The organism is Thermoflexus hugenholtzii, assembly GCF_018771565.1.
Taxonomy (GTDB): Bacteria; Chloroflexota; Anaerolineae; order Thermoflexales; family Thermoflexaceae; genus Thermoflexus; species Thermoflexus hugenholtzii_A.
Map to the genome: position 1 here is coordinate 1,205,374 of NZ_CP076326.1, position 16,815 is coordinate 1,222,188.

The 16,815-nt window shown below is 67.7% G+C and carries 16 protein-coding genes; 5 read left to right on the plus strand and 11 right to left on the minus strand.

Annotated features, from left to right (window positions below):
• Positions 1-29 precede the first annotated feature (29 nt).
• Together KNN16_RS05455 and KNN16_RS05460 are read left to right on the plus strand one after the other, a co-directional pair.
• Positions 30-1,394, plus strand: coding sequence for a replication-associated recombination protein A (locus KNN16_RS05455; RefSeq protein WP_303899696.1), 1,365 nt, complete (start codon positions 30-32; stop codon positions 1,392-1,394).
• 69 nt (positions 1,395-1,463) lie between these two features.
• Complete coding sequence (locus KNN16_RS05460) at positions 1,464-2,231, plus strand: ParA family protein (protein ID WP_303899698.1); 768 nt, start codon at positions 1,464-1,466, stop codon at positions 2,229-2,231.
• 240 nt (positions 2,232-2,471) lie between these two features.
• Here the strand turns inward: KNN16_RS05460 and KNN16_RS05465 are convergent, their stop codons facing one another.
• The 10 genes from KNN16_RS05465 to KNN16_RS05510 all read right to left on the minus strand — a co-directional run bounded on the left by KNN16_RS05465 (position 2,472) and on the right by KNN16_RS05510 (position 13,226).
• Positions 2,472-2,747: a type II toxin-antitoxin system Phd/YefM family antitoxin gene (locus KNN16_RS05465; RefSeq protein ID WP_303899700.1), complete on the minus strand. Its 276-nt coding sequence runs from the start codon at positions 2,745-2,747 to the stop codon at positions 2,472-2,474.
• 98 nt (positions 2,748-2,845) lie between these two features.
• Positions 2,846-3,460: a response regulator transcription factor gene (locus tag KNN16_RS05470; protein ID WP_303899703.1), complete on the minus strand. Its 615-nt coding sequence runs from the start codon at positions 3,458-3,460 to the stop codon at positions 2,846-2,848.
• Entirely contained in the window at positions 3,457-4,062 is a 606-nt protein-coding gene (locus KNN16_RS05475; protein WP_303899705.1) for a S1C family serine protease, read from the minus strand. The genes KNN16_RS05470 and KNN16_RS05475 overlap by 4 nt, the downstream gene beginning before the upstream one ends.
• The gene (locus KNN16_RS05480; RefSeq protein ID WP_303899707.1) at positions 3,984-4,985 is read right to left on the minus strand and encodes a S1C family serine protease; all 1,002 of its coding nucleotides are present in this window, start codon (positions 4,983-4,985) and stop codon (positions 3,984-3,986) included. Before KNN16_RS05480 ends, KNN16_RS05475 begins: the two co-directional genes overlap by 79 nt.
• 874 nt (positions 4,986-5,859) lie before the next feature.
• Positions 5,860-6,966 (minus strand): glycosyltransferase family 1 protein, encoded by a 1,107-nt coding sequence (locus tag KNN16_RS05485; RefSeq protein WP_303899710.1) that lies wholly within the window; start codon positions 6,964-6,966, stop codon positions 5,860-5,862.
• Between the two features lie 14 nt (positions 6,967-6,980).
• The gene (gene mce, locus KNN16_RS05490; RefSeq protein WP_303899712.1) at positions 6,981-7,388 is read right to left on the minus strand and encodes a methylmalonyl-CoA epimerase; all 408 of its coding nucleotides are present in this window, start codon (positions 7,386-7,388) and stop codon (positions 6,981-6,983) included.
• Positions 7,389-7,451: 63 nt separating this feature from the next.
• Positions 7,452-7,919 carry a VanZ family protein gene (locus KNN16_RS05495; protein WP_299286704.1) on the minus strand — a complete coding sequence of 156 codons (468 nt, stop codon included), beginning with the start codon at positions 7,917-7,919 and terminating at the stop codon, positions 7,452-7,454.
• On the minus strand, positions 7,882-9,066 hold the full coding sequence (locus tag KNN16_RS05500) for a glycosyltransferase family 4 protein (protein ID WP_303899716.1): 1,185 nt from the start codon (positions 9,064-9,066) through the stop codon (positions 7,882-7,884). The genes KNN16_RS05495 and KNN16_RS05500 overlap by 38 nt, the downstream gene beginning before the upstream one ends.
• A 29-nt stretch (positions 9,067-9,095) precedes the next feature.
• Positions 9,096-10,940, minus strand: coding sequence for a glutamine--fructose-6-phosphate transaminase (isomerizing) (gene glmS, locus KNN16_RS05505; RefSeq protein WP_303899719.1), 1,845 nt, complete (start codon positions 10,938-10,940; stop codon positions 9,096-9,098).
• A gap of 993 nt (positions 10,941-11,933) precedes the next feature.
• Entirely contained in the window at positions 11,934-13,226 is a 1,293-nt protein-coding gene (locus KNN16_RS05510; RefSeq protein WP_303899720.1) for an AAA family ATPase, read from the minus strand.
• Positions 13,227-13,350: 124 nt separating this feature from the next.
• Between KNN16_RS05510 and KNN16_RS05515 the strand changes: the two genes are divergently transcribed.
• Genes KNN16_RS05515 through KNN16_RS05525 form a run of 3 tightly spaced genes read left to right on the plus strand, consistent with a single transcriptional unit; the run spans position 13,351 to position 16,510 of the window.
• Positions 13,351-14,835, plus strand: coding sequence for an FAD-binding oxidoreductase (locus KNN16_RS05515; protein WP_303899722.1), 1,485 nt, complete (start codon positions 13,351-13,353; stop codon positions 14,833-14,835).
• Positions 14,826-16,088 carry an FAD-binding oxidoreductase gene (locus KNN16_RS05520; protein WP_303899725.1) on the plus strand — a complete coding sequence of 421 codons (1,263 nt, stop codon included), beginning with the start codon at positions 14,826-14,828 and terminating at the stop codon, positions 16,086-16,088. The genes KNN16_RS05515 and KNN16_RS05520 overlap by 10 nt, the downstream gene beginning before the upstream one ends.
• The gene (locus KNN16_RS05525) at positions 16,082-16,510 is read left to right on the plus strand and encodes an HIT family protein (protein WP_299286683.1); all 429 of its coding nucleotides are present in this window, start codon (positions 16,082-16,084) and stop codon (positions 16,508-16,510) included. Before KNN16_RS05520 ends, KNN16_RS05525 begins: the two co-directional genes overlap by 7 nt.
• On the opposite strand, the gene KNN16_RS15120 is transcribed toward KNN16_RS05525, so the two are convergent.
• Positions 16,507-16,815 carry a DUF433 domain-containing protein gene (locus tag KNN16_RS15120; RefSeq protein WP_369685873.1) on the minus strand — a complete coding sequence of 103 codons (309 nt, stop codon included), beginning with the start codon at positions 16,813-16,815 and terminating at the stop codon, positions 16,507-16,509. The two genes, KNN16_RS05525 and KNN16_RS15120, sit on opposite strands and share 4 nt — an antisense overlap.

The window sequence follows — 16,815 nt, forward strand, 5'->3', positions numbered from 1 at the left end:
CTCGTGCGCTCCGGAAAGGGGACCCGTCCATGACGGGGACAGGAGACCTGTTCACACACGGGCGGGCGGAGGCCTGGAAGCGGGAAGCTCCTCTGGCGGCCCGCCTCCGGCCCCGGCGCCTGGAGGAGTTCCTCGGCCAGGACCACCTGATCGGGCCCGGAGCCCCGCTCCGGCGCTTGATCGAAGAGGGCAAACTGCTCAACTCCATGATCTTTTGGGGTCCCCCGGGCACGGGCAAAACCACCCTGGCCCTGCTCATCGCTCAGGCTGCCGGCGCCCATGTGGAAAACCTGAGCGCGGTCACCGCCGGGCTCGCCGATCTGCGCCGGGTGATCCAGGAAGCCCGCGAACGCCGCCGCCTCTACGGCCAGCGCACCCTCCTCATCGTCGATGAGCTCCACCGCTTCAACCGGGTCCAGCAAGACGCCCTGCTTCCTCACGTGGAGGACGGGACGGTGGTGTTTATCGGCATCACCACCGAGAACCCTTACTTCGCCGTCGTCCCCGCCCTGGTCTCCCGCTCCCGAGTGTTCTCGTTCCGTCCCCTCACCGAGGAGGAGATCCTGGCTCTGCTGCGCCGCGCCCTGACCGATGCCGAGAACGGCTACGGCGGACAGCCCATCGAGATCCCAGAGGAAGTCCTCCGCTTCTGGGCCCGGCTCAGCGAAGGGGACGCCCGCAGCGCTCTGAACGCCCTGGAGCTGGCGGTCAGCGCCACCGCCCCCGGACCGGACGGGGTGATCCGCATCACGATGGACATCGCCCAGGCAGTGGTCCAGCGGCGAGCCCTGGCCTACGACCGGGAAGCTCATTACGATACGATCAGCGCCTTCATCAAGTCCATCCGGGGCAGCGACCCCGACGCCGCCCTGTTCTGGCTGGCGAAGATGGTGGACGCCGGGGAGGATCCCCGCTTCATCATGCGACGCCTGCTGATCCTGGCAGCGGAGGACATCGGGCTGGCGGATCCCATGGCCATTGTGGTCACGGCGGCGTGCGCCCAGGCCCTGGAGTGGGTGGGGATGCCGGAGGCAGCCTACCACCTCGCGGAGGCCACCCTCTACCTGGCCACCGCCCCTAAAAGCAACAGCGCCGGAGCCTATTTCCGGGCCCTGGAGTTCCTGCGAGCGCATGGAGCCGGCGAGGTTCCCGCGCACCTCAAGGACGCCAGCCGGGACGCGGAGGCCCTGGGCCACGGCCAGGGCTATCAATATCCCCACGAGTTCCCGGGGCACTTCATCCGCCAGTCCTACTGGCCCGTCGGCCTCCCCCGGATCCGGTTCTACAGGCCCTCGGATCAGGGCTACGAACGGGAGATCGCCGAGCGCCTCCGCCGCTGGTGGGGCGCCCTCGAAGGACCGGAGCCCTCCTCCATCCCGTCCGAGGGAACGTGAGCGCATCCCGGCTCCAGGATGAACCCGGGGCCGGGTTGGAATCCGAAAGACGAAACATGGGAGGCAGGATTGGCCCGGACGATCGCCGTTGTCAGCCAGAAAGGGGGAGTGGGCAAAACCACCACGGTGGTTCATCTGGGGGTGGCCCTGGCGGAACGGGGAGCGCCCACCCTGCTGGTGGATCTGGATCCTCAAGCGGCCCTGACGGCGGCCTTCGGGATCAACGAGGACCTCCCCTCCGGCATCGAGGCCGCGCTGCTCAGAGGCATCGCCCTGGCCCAGGTGATCCGGAGCATACGCCCGGGTCTGGATCTGGCCCCCGCCACCTTCCAGCTCCATCAGGCGGAGATGAGCCTGCATCAACGGCCCCGCTGGCAACATCGGCTCCGGGAGGTCCTGCGGCCGGCCCAGGAACGCTACGCCTACATCCTGATCGATGCGCCGCCCGGCCTGGGCCCGCTGACGGTGAACGCCCTCACGGCCGCCGACGCCTTCCTGGTGCCCATCCGGCCGGACTATCTATCGCTCCGTAGCCTCAAGGGCCTGCTGATCGCGGTGGGGCGGCTGCGTCAGCAACTGGGGCTCTCCCTGGAGCTTCTGGGCATCCTCCCGACGATGGTCCAGCTCCACGTCCGACACCATCGGGATGTGCTCTCGGAGCTGACCGCCGCCTTCGGTCGGAAGGTGTTCCCGGTTTTCATCCCCCAGACCATCCGCTTCGCGGAGGCACCGGTGGCCGGCAAAAGCCTCCTGGAGCTCATGGCCAGCCACCCCGGCGCCCAGGCCTACCGTCGCCTGGCCGCCCTCATCGACGAGACCCGCCCGAAAGCCCGCTGAAGCCCGGCCCTGGATCCAGCCCGCAAGCCCTTCTCACCCGATCGATCCCGCCCGGGATCCAGGCGCCCAGCACAGCAACCCCTCTTGTTCGGCCGCTCGAACCTGCGGAAGCCATCTCCGCCTGGGCGAGGATAACGGTTCCCGCAAGCACCTCTCCCTCCAGCAGCCGGGCCACCTGATCGCTGTGCGCCTCCTGAACATAACGCTTGACCAGAGCGCTGGTGTCCAGATACAGGACTCTCATTCCCGATCCTCCAGAACCCGTTCCGCAAGCGTCCCCGGACCATGAAGCCGGACTGCGGGTTGATAGGGGGGCAGCAGGTGGCCATTCCACTCGATCAGCCCCGCACGCATCAATTGAATCATGCGGCCTCGAGGATCTTCGGAGAAGGGAAGGATCTGCCCAATCGGCTCACCGCGTTCCATCAGGATGATTGTCTCTCCTTCTTTGACTCGCTGAAGGTAATATCCCAGACGATCCCTGAACTGACGAAGGCCCAAGCGGATCACGCCCATGTCGCACTCCTCCTGGTTGGCATCCTCGTAACTCATGATAGCCCAATCTACATTAGCGGTCTCCTTTGCTCCCCCGAGCAAAAGGCGAACAGTAAAGTCTATAGAGCGATCAGGCCCCGGCGCAGGCCCTGGCGGACGGCCTCGGCGCGGTTGGCGGCGTGAAGCTTGCGATAGATGGAGGAGACGTGGAACTTCACGGTGCGCTCGCGGATGCCCAGCCGGGCCGCGATCTCTTTGTTGGCCAGGCCGTCGGCCAGCAGCCGCAGGATCTCCAGCTCCCGGGGCGTGAGCGGCTCGCCCGGCTCTTCGATGTCCCCCAGCCGCGCCTCGAACCCGGGCATCAAACGGGGATCGATCACAATGAGCCCCTCCGCCAGGGCCCGCACAGCCGCCCGCAGCGCCTCCGCCGGGGTCTCGAGGAAAAGCACCCCATAAACCGGGAGCCCTGCCCCGAAGGAGAGCAACCGCTCCCCCTCCTCCGGATCCTCCACCAGAAAGAGGGCTGCCGGCCCCTCGCCGGGCAGCCCTCGCCCTGTCCATCCCATATCCCGGGACGGGAACGCCCCGGCCACGACCACAACCTCCGCGCTGGAGCGCCCCAGATCCGTCAGGGAGGAGGCCTCCTGCACCACCCGGATCTCCTCCCCCTCCAGCATCGCGCGCAGACCGGCCCGGAGGGCCGGAACGGCCGCCACGACGGCCGCGCGGATCATCCGTTCCCCTCCCGGATCAACCCATCTACCGCGTCCGCCGGGACCGCCAGGCTTTGATCCCCGCCCACCACCATCGCGCTCACCCCCACCACCCGTCCCCAGGCGTCCAGCAACGGGCCACCGGAGTTCCCCGGCGCCAGCGCCGCATCCGTGCGCAACAGACGGAGCGTCCCGCGCGGGCCGCCGGTTCGGACGATCACCCATCCGCTGAACACCCCCAGGGTGACGGAATAAGGCTCGCCCCATGGATGCCCCAGGGCCAGCATCAGGGATCCCACCCGAAGCGTGGCCGGATCGCGAAGGGGAAGCGCGGGCCCCACCGGTTGTGGGAGCCGGAGCACCGCCAGATCCAGCTCCGGCTCCACGATCACCGGAACCGCGGGCAGGTGCGCTCCCGTCCACAGGGTCACCCGATGCGGCCCGCGGGCGAGCAGGTGGGCGCTGGTGACCACAAGCCCCGGCCGCGCGAGGAAGCCGGCCCCGAACCCCCCGCGGCCGTTCCACACCCGCACGACGCCCGGGATCACCTGCTCCAGGACGGCCCCCAGGGCGGCATCCACCGCCGCCGGAAGCCCCGCCACGGTCCACCCCGGAAAGGCCATTGTGCTTCCTCCCGTGTCTCCCGACGCTCCCCCACGATCAGCGACAGCGTCCGCCGCTCCTCCCCCCGGAGCACCTCCACCTCAACCGGGCGACCCACCACATCCCCGAAGAGCTGGGCCTGGAGATCCTCCGCATCCTGGACCGGATGGCCCTGGAAGGCCGTCAGGATGTCCCCCGGGCGCAACCCGGCCTGGGCTGCCGGGCTCCCCTCCTCCACCCCCACAATCAGCAACCCATGGGATTGAGGACGTCCCAGGGCCGCCTGCTGCGCCGGGGCGAGGGGAACCGATTGCGTGCGGACGCCCAGGTAGCCCCGGCGGACCTGTCCTTCGCGGGCCAGGGCCTCCGCCACCCGCCAGGCCAGCCGGATGGGGATGGACAGCGGGATCCCGGCCAGGCCGGAGGTGTTGATCCCGACCGCCCGCCCTTCCCCATCGATCAGCGGGCCTCCCGAGAAGCCCGGATACATGGTGGCATCGGTGCGCAGATAGCGCTCCAGCCATCCGCCCCAGGGCGTGCGGAGCGGACCGCCGACCGCGGTGATCACCCCCAGGCTGGCCTGGATGCCCTCCGGGGTGGGCCGCCCCAGGGCCAGGACGATCTGGCCCACCCGGGGTTCCCTCTCCGCGATCTCCAGCACCGGAACCGATCCCTCGGATACCCGCAACAGCGCCAGATCCGTGGCGGGGTCCCGGCCGATGCGGACGGCTGTCCGCTCCCGGCCGTCCGGCAACACCACCCGGATCTCCTCTCGCTCGATGACATGGTCCGCCGTCAGCACCAGGTCTGCCGCGTAGCCGACCCCGCTGGCTGGCCAGCGATCCCGCGCGTCCACTGTGACCGTGGCCGCCGCCCCTCGCGCGGCGGCCTCTGCCAGGGCCTCCGACAAGGCGACCAACGGATTCGGAAACTCGCGCTCCATTGGGACCTCCTTTTGTTTCGGTTGCCCGGGGAGCGAGGCCGATCGCCTCTCCTCCTTCAGGTCTCCACGCTCAGCATACCGTGGGGATCCTCCCAGCGCCCCGGCCATGCGGACAGGAGAGATCCCGGACTTCCGGGCAATCCCCATCGCTTCGCAGAAGCGGCTTTCGACACGACCCTTGCCGTCTCGAGGACGGCAGTTCAGGGCCAAAGCGCCCTGCGTAAGAAATTCATCCCGGCATCCGTATTGTAGGAGCGGCTTCAGCCGCGACCCTCGCGCTATCGAAGACAGAGGTTCGGGATGGAAGCCCCTCCCACAAGAAAGCAACCTTCGCCTTCTGGAAGACGGAGATTCGGGGCTAAAGCCCCTCCTACCAAAAAGATCACCACCTATAGGAGCGGCTTCAGCCGCGACCTTTACGTCATCGAAAACCAGAGGCTGGGAGTTGCCGGAGCGGCTTCCGTCGCAACCCTTGCGTCATCGAGGACGGAGGTTCGGGGCTAAAGCCCCTTCTACAACAGAAACGGATTTTCGTAGGAGCGGCTTCAGCCGCGAACTCCTTGCGGGATCAAGAACATGCGATTTGGGACTAAAGCTTCTCTCACAGGAAGCACCGATCACACAGGACCCTGCCCGTTGATAGGGGAGCAAATCGATCCCGGCGAAAGCCATGCCCGTCGGGAAACAAAGGCGTTGTGGGGCTTTTGTAGGCCGAAATTCCTTTCGGCCTATATCCAGGGGGTAGAGAGACGCGCACCGTTTAGAAGGATACGTTTTCAGAAAGGGATTCAGGCCTCTGGGTTGGAGAGGGACCAGCAGGCGATCGGGGATGCGCGCGGATTCTCTGAGATCGGATGCGGAGCCTTCCCTGCGTTCACCCCAGCCCGCGATAAACTTCGAGAGTACGCCGGGCGGTCTCCTGCCAGGAGAACTGCCCGGCGCGCGCCCGCGCCGCCGCCCGCCACACGGGATCCTTGGCCCTTCGCCAGGCGACCTCGAGGACGCGGACCATCCCCTCCACATCCCGGGGATCGAAGAACATCGCCGCCTCCCCCGCCACCTCCCGCAACGCCGGGATGTCCGAACACGCCACCGGCACCCCGCAGGCCATCGCCTCCAGGACCGGCAGGCCGAAACCCTCCCAGAGGGAAGGGAAAACGAACAGCCGCGCGCCGGTGTAGAGGGCCGGCAGATCCTCCTCAGGGACCATCCCCAGATCCCGCGCGCCCGGCCGGAGCCGCAGCGGGTAACGGGGATCCCGCGGGCCGGCCAGGATCAGCGTCGCCGATGAATCCGGAAGCCGCTCCCGCACGCGCGCCCATGCCTCCAGCAATCGATCGATGTTCTTCGATGGCTTGTTCACTCCCACCCAGAGGGCATACGGCGGCCGGATGCCGTAATGAGAAAGGGCCTCCGCCACCTCCTGGGGAGGGCGCGGGAAGAAATGGGGGTCGGCCGCTTCAGGGGTCACTGCCACCCGGCCGCGGGGGACGCCGAAGAGGCGGAACAAGTCTTCCTGCGTGGCCCGGGAGATCACGAAGACCGCATCCGCCCGGGCCAGGACGCATCGATGCCAGAACCGGTAGAGCCACCGCTGGAGCGCGGACCAGGCAGCGGGCAGGCGCAGCGGGGCGAAATCATGCAACGTCACCGCGAGCGGAGCCGACCGCCGGAGCAGACCCAGGGGGACCGCATAGTGGGGCACGTGGACCAGGGCCTCCGGCCATCGCCGGAGAAGCCAGGGGATCGCCCAATGCTCCGCCGGCGCAAAAGGAGGGATGGAAACCGGGATCCGCTGCACGGCCGGGAACCGATCCAGCGCCCGCAGATCCCAGCGTCGGTTGGGCGCTTGCGGCACGTAGAGCAGACGCAGCCGCAGACCCGGCTCCAGCGAGAGCATGGCTTCCAGCAGGCGGAAGGCGTAGCGTCCGATCCCCGGGAAGCGATCCTGGATCACCCGGCCGTCGAACACCACCTCCATCCCCGGGCTCTCCCTTACGAGCCGGACGCCCGCTCATACAGCTCGACCAGCACCCCGAAGGCGCTGCGGGGGTGGATGAAGGTATACCGCGTCCCATCGCTCCCCACCAGGGGGGATTCATGGATGAGCTGCACGCCGGCCTCCTTCAGCCGCTTCAAGGTCCCATCCAGATCCTCCACCTCCACGCAAATGTGATGCAGGCCCGGGCCCCGACGGGCCAGGAACTTCGCGACGCCGGACTCTGGATCCGTGGGCTGCACCAGCTCAATTTCTCCCCCTTCCATGGGGAAGAAAGCCACGCGGACCTGCTCGGCCGGAACGTCCGCCACCCGCGCCAGGGGCAGGCCCAGCAGATCCCGGAAGAAGGGCAGGGCCGCTTCGAGATCCTCCACCACGATAGCGACGTGGTTCAGCCGCGGCATCCGCAACCTCCCGTTCGGCGGTTCTCGGCGATCATCCGGGGCCCAGCCAACCGCGCGAAGACTTCATGGGTCCCCCCGGATGGAGGAAACCGGCTCCTCCCAGCGGGCGGCTTCCCGGCCTCTGAGGGCGTGCCCCATCGGCCATCCCCCTGCTCCAAGCCAGGCGCCCGCGCTGTCGATGAGGACGTCCCAGCCGCTGGGGTGACGCCCGGGGACTACGCTTTGATGGACCTCGTCGGTGATCGCATAGAGGACGGCCCACAGCCATCCCAGCAGGCCCGGGCGCCTCACGGGCTCCGCCTGCAGCGCCCAGCGGGCCAGCGCAGCCAGGATCGCGTATTCCAGGGCGTGGGCGGTTTTCTTAAGGAGCGTGTCCAGCCACGGCTCGGGAGCCTGGGGCAGATGGGGCTGGGCGGACAGGAGGAAGATCACCCCCATCCAGGCCAGGGTGAGGGCCCAGCGGACCCCGCGGGGGGCCTCTCGCGCAGCCCGTTCAAGGACGCGCCGTCGCTCGCTCCACGGCGTAGGCATAAGCCTGCTCCAGGATCGGCATCCGGTGCTCCCACTGATGGGCGGCGAGGATCATCCGTCGCGCGTTCTCCCCTATCCGCCACGCCTCCTCCGGGCGCTGCAGCAACATCCAGGCCGCCTCGACCATGGCCGCTGCATCCCCCGGGGGGACCAGCCATCCGGTCTCCCCGTGACGGATGTATTCGGGGACCTGACCCACGGCGTCGGCCACCACCGGGAGCCCGACGGCGAGCAGGTCGATGAGCTTCATCGGACACTTGGCCCGGTTGATCAGGTCGTCGTCCATGAGATAAAGGGCCACATGACCCCGGGCCAGGACCTCCGGGAGTCGGGCGGGTTCCACCCAGCCTTCCCAGTGGACCCGCCCGCTCAGGCCAGCCTCGGCGAGGGCGACGCGAAACCGCTCCTCCTCATCACCGAGCGCTTTGCCTACATAAAGAAAGACGAGATCCTCCGCGCGCTGGGCCAGCTCCCCCATCACATACACGAGGCGCTCCAGGCGGAACTCCAGGAAACGGGTGTAGAGGACGACACAAGGCGGTCCCGGGGGTTGCGCCCGCGGCGGGGCGTGGAGGAGGGCAGCGTTGGGCACGTAGAACACCCGACGGCGGGGGATTCCCATGGCCCAGGCGAGGGTCTCCAGGGCACGGCTGGCCACCGTCAGGGCGTCCGCGCGGGTCATCCCCCATCGCTCCTGCCAGGCGAACAGACGCCGCTGCCAGGGCGTATAGGGGTTCCGATCGTTCCATCCCCCCGGGCCCTCCCAGTCATCGGTGTCCACCACCAGGGCACCCCGAAAGCGCCCCGCCCGGCGCAACTGATGGAGGATCCAGTGGACAAACCCGGCGTAGGCTTTGGGTTTGAAGGCGTGCACCACATCCGGCCGCTCGCGGAGGATCAGGCGGACCATTCGGTGGGTCCAGGCGAGGGGTGGCCACGCCCGTGGAGGGAGCGACGCGTAGAGGATGCGCACGCCCTCCTCCTCCCAGGTCCGTCCCGCGTCCTCGACGTTCGGCCAGGGCGGCAACACCAGGACCACCCGGTGGCCCCGGCGGGCCAGGGCCTTCGCCATCGGCAGCGCCCGCGCCGCCATCGTCCCTCGCGGGCGCAGGCCGAAGGGGCCGACCATCACCACGGTCCAGGACATCTGCTCCCCTGACCTCGTCCCCAGCGGATTCATTCCACCGTAACGCTTTTGGCCAGGTTGCGGGGCTGATCCACATCGCATCCGCGCAGCACCGCGATATGGTAGGCCAGCAATTGCAACGGCACCACCGCCACCACCGGCTGAAGCCAGCGGGGAGCATGCGGCACCGAGAGGACCACATCGGCGCGTGCGGATGCCGCCCGGTCGCCGTCGGTGACCAGAGCGATCACCTGCCCCCGGCGGGCCCGCACCTGCTCCATCTGGCTGAGCATCTTCTCATAAGTCACGGGGTCCTGCAACGCCAGGGCCACCGTCGGCATGCGCTCATCGATCAGGGCGATGGGCCCGTGCTTCATCTCCCCCGCCGGATACCCCTCCGCGTGGATGTAGCTGAGCTCCTTCAGCTTGAGCGCCCCCTCCAGGGCGATGGGGTAAAGCAACCCTCGCCCCAGGTAGAGGAAGTCCTCATAGCGGTAAAAGGCCCGGGCGACCTCCACCACCTCGGCCTCCCGGTCCAGGACCCGGCCCAGGAGGTCGGGCAGGCGGGCCAGCTCGCGGACGTGCTCGCGAAGCTCCTCCGGGCTCAGGGTCCCCCGCAGCTCGGCCAGCCGCAGGGCCAGCAGCAGCTCGTCCACGATGGAGGTCGTGAAGGCTTTGGAGGAAGCCACCCCGATCTCGGGGCCGGCGTGCATCAGGATGCAGGCATCCGCCATGCGGTGGGCCTGGGAGCCGATGACGTTGACGATGCTCCACAACCGCGCGCCCCCCTCCCGCGCTCGCTCCATCGCCGCCAGAGTGTCCACGGTCTCCCCGCTCTGGGAGATGGCCAGCACCACCGTGTCCGCATCCAGCACGGGGTCGCGATAGCGGAACTCGCTGCCGTAATCGACCTCGGTGGGGATGCGGGCCAGGGATTCAAAGTAGAACTTGCCCACCAGCCCGGCATAATAGGAAGTGCCGCAGGCCACGATCACGATGCGGGAGATGCGCCGCGCCGCCTCGGGGCTCAGCGGGACCTCCTCCAGCGTCACCCGGCCGCGCTCGAAATCCACCCGTCCCCGCAGCGTATCCGTGACGGCCCGGGGCTGCTCGTGGATTTCCTTATGCATAAAGTGCCGGTAGGGCCCCTTGGCCGCCGCCACGGGATCCCAGGGGATGGTCTGCACCGGCAGGTGCACCGGCTCCCCCTCCAAAGTCCACACCCGGACGTCGTCCCGGCGCACCACGGCCATCTGGCGGCTCTCCAGGAAGAGCATGCGGCGGGTGTGCTCCAGGATGGCCGGGATGTCCGAGGCGACGAACATCTCCCCCTCTCCCAGGCCGATCACCACCCCTCCGGCGTTGCCGATGCGGACGGCGATGAGGCGATCGGGGTGGTCGGCGGAGAGGACGACGATGGCATGGGCGCCCTGCAGAGCCTGGAAGGCGCGGCGGGCGGCGGTCTCCAGGTCGGCCCCGGCGCGGAGGTGCGCCTCGATGAGATGGGCGATGACCTCGGTGTCCGTCTCCGAGGTGAAGCGATGGCCCTCCGCCTGGAGAGCCTGGCGCAGCTCGAGGAAGTTCTCCACGATCCCGTTGTGGATCACGGCGATGCGCCCCGTGCAATCCCGGTGCGGGTGGGCGTTATGATCCGCGGGGGCGCCGTGAGTCGCCCAGCGGGTGTGGCCCATCCCGATGAACCCGGAGGCCGGCTCCGCTTCCAGCAGATCCATCAGCTGGCGGATCTTCCCCGCGCGCCGCCGGACCTCCAGCCGGCCGTCCTGGACCACCACCAGCCCGGCGGAGTCGTAGCCCCGGTATTCCAGCCGTCTCAGGCCCTCGATCAGGATGGGCACCGCATCCCGGTGCCCGACGTATCCGACAATGCCGCACATGGCAGCCTCCCGAAATGAAGGGGGAATTTTCCGGAAGACCATCCTTCGCCCTTCCCGGGCCAGCGTCCGGCCGGGAGGGCCTGTCAGGAGGATCGATCGAGGGCCGCTGCCGGCCGTTTTGTCCCGCCGGTTGCCCGGCGGTTTTGTCGGCCGGCTTCTGGAGGGGGGAAGTAGGGGTCGCGGCCGGACCCCTGGCGGCATCCGCCGAAGCCTCGATTTTCCCCGGCTCAGAAGCCGGGTTAGCCCCGCCGGAGCGGGGAACCGCCTCCCTCGTCACCCGCGGGAGATCTCCCACGGGCCAGGCGCTGGCTTCCCCCCGGATCCCCGCCTGACCATTACGAACCTCCTGAAGACTTGCAGGTTGTCCTGCGATTTTAGAACACGCCCCCGATCAACCGAAGGCTGCGTGCAAAGCACAAAGGGCCGCGCGCAAGTCTTCCCAGAACCTCTGGAAGGATCGATCCATCCTCTCCGGCCTCAACACCTCCGCGATCGCCTCGCCGTATTCCGCGCCGCCCAGGATCGGCTCCACCCCCGCCGCACGGATCGCATTGCGCAGCGCATTTTTATACCGATCGCGCTCACATTTGTAACGGAGAGGGCGTGGGCGAGCCCCTGGCACCACCCGAGGAAGCGCTTCGGCGTCCTCCAGATACCAGCGCTCGATGTGAGGATCCGGAACCGCACAAACCAAGCGGAAAAGACGGGGCTCGATCCGAACCGCTTCCTCCTCCAGCTGACGACGGACTTGCGCAGCGCCTCTGCAATCCCCATCCACTACAACAACCAGCACATCCGGTTGTGGCACCCACCCTTTCCGAATCTCTCTGAGGAATTGTCGCCACTCGCTCCAGACCTTGCTTCCATGAGTTGCGTTCCGAACATCCTCTTCGATCTCTACCCCGCACTCCCGAGCAACCCTCTTCGTCAGGCTCCGCACAAAGCGCTCGTGAGCGATATCTTCAAAGAAATATACCACCCGAAGAACCCGACTCATCCCCAGTCTCCACGCAAGATGCGCTGCGAGATCGAGGGTTCCTCCTCCTCCAGCGCCTCGCCCACAGCCGGACGGCGAAAGAGGCCCACGGCTTCCGTGAGCTCCTTAAACGAGCTGCTTCCGTCCCTCCGGACACATCGAATGAGAAGAGCTTCATCGCCCAGATAATCCGGAAGAAGAGGGGAATGCGTGTTGATGAGAACCTGCCTGCGTCGAGAGGCCTCCCGCAGCAGGTCTGCGATGATCTTTAACCGCCGGGGATGGACTCCGTTTTCTGGCTCCTCGAGGCCGATGACAGCAGCCGGATTGGAGGGGCTCAGGATCGCAATGAGCCCCAGCAGTCGCAGCGTGCCTTCAGAGATCAAGCGAGCGGAGAAATCCACTCCTCCCTCCCGGATCTTCAAACGGACTTTCCCCTCATCGGTTAGCTCGGTCGAAAATCCCTCCACCGAAGGAACCAGGGCCCGCAGGACGCGCTGCAGGTTGTCAAACTGAAGCGGATCCCGGCGCTGGAGCGTGTAATAAAAGGCGGCGAGATCCCCTCCGGATGGGGTGAGAACCTCCACTTCTTTCACCGGGCTCTCCTCCCGCATCTGACGGGGCTCAAAATAATAGAACTGCCAGCTGGCCAATTCTTCGCGGAAGGCCACCAAGTGGGGATAATGAGGCGGATAAACCGGGAGGGAGACAATCGTGTGATTCAACCCGATTTCATATTCCATCGGACGGGCCTGACCCTCCATCCGCAGCCGCAAACGATTTCCTATCCGCTCCAGAAAGGGACGGCGACGCTCATCGGGGCGCAACTCCCCGCCAACTTCGGTCAAGGCCCGGAGGGATTCATCCTGAACGCGCAGGACTCCGGTCTTGGGGTGGATCGCCACTGTCAGGCGATAGCGCAGAAGACGCTCCGTGATCCGACGAGAGGATTTGGCCGGGCGCAACTCCCCATTGCCGCCTCGATAGATGTCCATCAACTGCTCCGCACGCCGGATCGCTGTATCGCTCAGCTCTACATCAACTTCCATAGTGAACTCCACATGATCCCGGCGCAACAGGCCTGGGAGCCCCTCCTCGCCGTAATAGAAAGCCTCCAGCGGATCCCCCCGATGCTCCCGAAAGGCATCCGCCAGAGAGGGCCGGGTCGCCATCCGGCTGAGCAGCCCGAGGGCATCGAACAGGTTGCTCTTGCCGCCGGCGTTGGGCCCGATGATCAGCGTGAGCGGACGGAGGGCCAGCTCCACGCCCCGAAGAGACTTATACCCATCGATCCGAATCCGCCGGATCATTCCTGGCTCCTGGGCTTTCCCGGGCGCCGCTCTCGGCATCTACAGAACACCCCCGGATCTTTTCCATTATAATCCAGGTGGAGGACATCTCCTCTTCCCCCACAGGCTTAACGGGAGGCGGGATGTGAAGCGGGAAGCGGTGTTGCGAGAGCTGCGGGAAGTTTTCGGGCCCCGCGGGGTGTTGTGGGAAGCGCATCACCTCCTCCTCTACGAATACGATGCCTCCATCGATAAGGGCCGCCCCGATTTCGTGGTCTTCCCCACCTCCACCGAGCAGGTGGTCGCCGCCGTGCGCATCGCCAACCGCTACGGGTTGCCCATCGTGGTGCGCGGCGCGGGGACCGGATTGAGCGGCGGGGCGGTGGCCGACCAGGGCGGCCTGATGATCGTGACCACCCGCATGCGGCGCATCCTGGAGATCGATCCCGTGAACCTGCGGGCCGTGGTCCAGCCCGGGGTGGTCAACCTGGCCGTCTCCCAGGCCGCCGCCGCCTACGGCCTTTACTACGCCCCGGATCCCTCCAGCCAGAAGGCATGCACCATCGGCGGCAACGTCGCCGAGAACTCCGGAGGGCCCCACTGCCTGGCCTACGGGGTGACGACCCACCACGTCCTCGGGCTGGAGGTAGTGCTCCCGGACGGGGAGGTCATCGAGGTGGGTGGCGCCGCCCTGGACTGGCCGGGCTACGATCTGACCGGGTTGATCGTCGGCTCCGAGGGAACCCTGGGGATCGTGACGAAGGCGATCCTGCGCCTGCTCCCTCAGCCGGAGGCCGTGGTCACCCTGCTGGCCGTCTTCGACACCGTGGACCAGGCCAGCGAGGCGGTCTCGGCCATCATCGCCGACGGCACCATCCCCGGGGCCATCGAGATGATGGACCGCACAGCCATCCAGGCCGTGGAGAGCGCCAAGCGCTGCGGCTACCCTACGGACGCCGGGGCGGTCCTCCTCATCGACGTGGAGGGGTTAACCGAGGGGCTGGAGGATCTGGCGCATCACATCGCCCGCATCTGCGAGCACTATGACGCCCGGGAGGTGCGGGTGGCCACCGACCCCGTCGAGCGGGAGCGCCTGTGGTCCGGCCGCAAGGGAGCCTTCGGGGCCATGGGACGGCTGGCGCCGAGCTACTACGTGCAGGACGGCGTGGTGCCGCGGGATCAGCTGCCGCAGGTGCTGCGTCGCATCCAGGAGATCGGGCAGCGTTACGGCCTGGTTATCGCCAACGTCTTCCACGCCGGCGACGGCAACCTCCATCCCCTCATCCTGTTCGACGAACGGGATCCCGAGCAAACCCGCCGCGTCCTGGAGGCCGGAGCGGAGATCCTGCGGGCGTGCGTGGAGGCTGGAGGTTCCCTCACCGGCGAGCACGGCATCGGCCTGGAGAAGCGGGATCTGATGCCGCTCCTCTTCTCCCCTGCGGATCTGGAAGCCATGGCCCGCATCAAAGCCGCCTTCAACCCCGAGAACCGCCTCAACCCGTGCAAGATGTTCCCTTCCACCAAGATGTGTCTGGAAACATGGAGTCGCCGCCGGGCGCGGATGGCGGAGCCCATCCGCTACCGCGCCGGATCCCCGGAGATGCCCCCGGAGGAGGAGCTGTGGATCTGACGGAGCGCTACCGGCTGGACGGCCGATCCCCCCGATCCGTGATCCATCCCCGCACCGTGGAGGAGGTGGCGGAGGCGCTGCGTGAGGCCGCTCGCTCCGGATGGGCCGTCGTGCCCTGGGGGAGCGGGGCCCACCAGGGATACGGCGAGGCGCCCTCCTGCTATGATCTCGCCCTGGACCTGACCGGCCTCTCCGGGATCGTGCGCCATCGCCCTGCCAACCTCACCGTCCGCGTGGAGGCCGGGATCCGCCTGGCGGACCTGAACGCCCAGCTGGCCGCGCACGGCCAGTGGCTCCCCCTGGATCCCCCTCCGGGGGATTCGGCGACCATCGGAGGGATCCTGGCCACCGGCCTGAGCGGCCCCTTGCGGGCCCGTTACGGCCCCCCTCGGGATCTCCTGATTGGCATTCGGGTGGTCCTGGCGGATGGAACCGTCGTCCAGGGCGGTGGAGAGGTGGTGAAGAACGTGGCCGGCTACGACCTGCCGCGGCTCTTCTGCGGCTCCCTGGGCACCCTGGGGGTGATCGTGGAAGCCGCCTTCAAGCTGTGGCCCCGGCCCAAAACCGAGGCCACCGCCCTCTTCGGGTTCGCCCGCGCGGAGGATGCCATGCCCCTCACCCTGGGCCTGCTCCGCCATCCCGGCTTCCCGCTGGCCGTTGAGGTCCTGAACGCCGCGGCCTGGGCGGAGCTCCGCCGGCAGGTCTCGCTTCCTGAGACCCCTGAAGCGCGCATCTGGGTCCTGGTGCGGGCAGGAGGCTGGCCGGCCTCCGTGGAGCGCGTGTTGCGGGACGCTGAAAACCTGGCCGCCGCCGCTCAGGTCCGGGAGCGCCTCTCCGGGGACGCGGCCGCCCTGCTCTGGGCCCACGTGCCCCGCCTCACCGCCCTGCCCTACCCGCCCCCTCCGGATGGCCTGTGGGTGCGGCTGGGCGTTCTGCCCGCTCAGGTGGCGGAGGCCCTCCGGACGCTGGAAGCATTTCCGGATGTTCGGGTGATCGGGCAGGCTCAGGGAACCGCCGGGGTGATCTATGCGCGGGCCCATGGGCCGCTGGAGGCGCTCCTGGGCTGGGGCGAGGCCCTTCGATCCTTCGCCCTGGCCCGAGGCGGGCACTTCACCCTCCTCAACGGCCCGGAGGCCGCCCGGCGCGCCCTGGGCCTGTGGGCGCCCCAACGGCCCGAGATCGCCGCGATGCAACGGATCAAAGCCCAGCTGGACCCACACGGACGATTGAGCCCGGGGCGCATGGGATGGTAGCGCGGAAGCCATGTCCGTTCTGTCAGATCGCCCGCGGCGAGGCGGCCGCCTGGATCGTGCTGGAGGATTCCCACTCCGTTGCGTTCCTGGATCACCGGCCGCTGTTCCCGGGACATTGCCTGTTGATCCCCCGGGAGCACTACGAGACCCTTATGGATGTGCCGCCGGAGCAGATCGGACCGCTTTTCCGGAACGCCCAACGGCTGGCGCGGGCGATGGAGAAAGGATTGGGCGCGGAGGGCTCCTTCGTGGCCATCAACAACCGGGTGAGCCAGAGCGTGCCGCACCTGCACATCCACGTGGTGCCCCGGCGCAAGGGGGACGGCCTGCGGGGCTTCTTCTGGCCGCGACAGCGCTACGCCAGCGAGGCCGAGATGGCGGAGATCGCCGCCCGCCTGCGGGAGGCACTGGAAAGCCTTTAGATGCTCTTGGGCTGTAGAAGCTCAGCTCCGTAAGCCAGAGCGGCTCGGATATCCTCGCGAGTTAACTGTGGATACTGTTCGAGCAACTCTTCTTCACTTATGCCATGGGCCAAGCTGCTTACAATAACGGAAACAGGAATGCGAGTCCCGCGGATGCAGGGCTCGCCATGGTGCAGCTCAGGATCCACCACAATCCGTCCACGCCATTCTACGTGCATGAAAAGGCTCCCGGTCAACGGGGATCTCTGAGCACTATAACGCTGGTAGCCGCAATTCGACAAGCGAATGCAGTTCGGACACGCCAT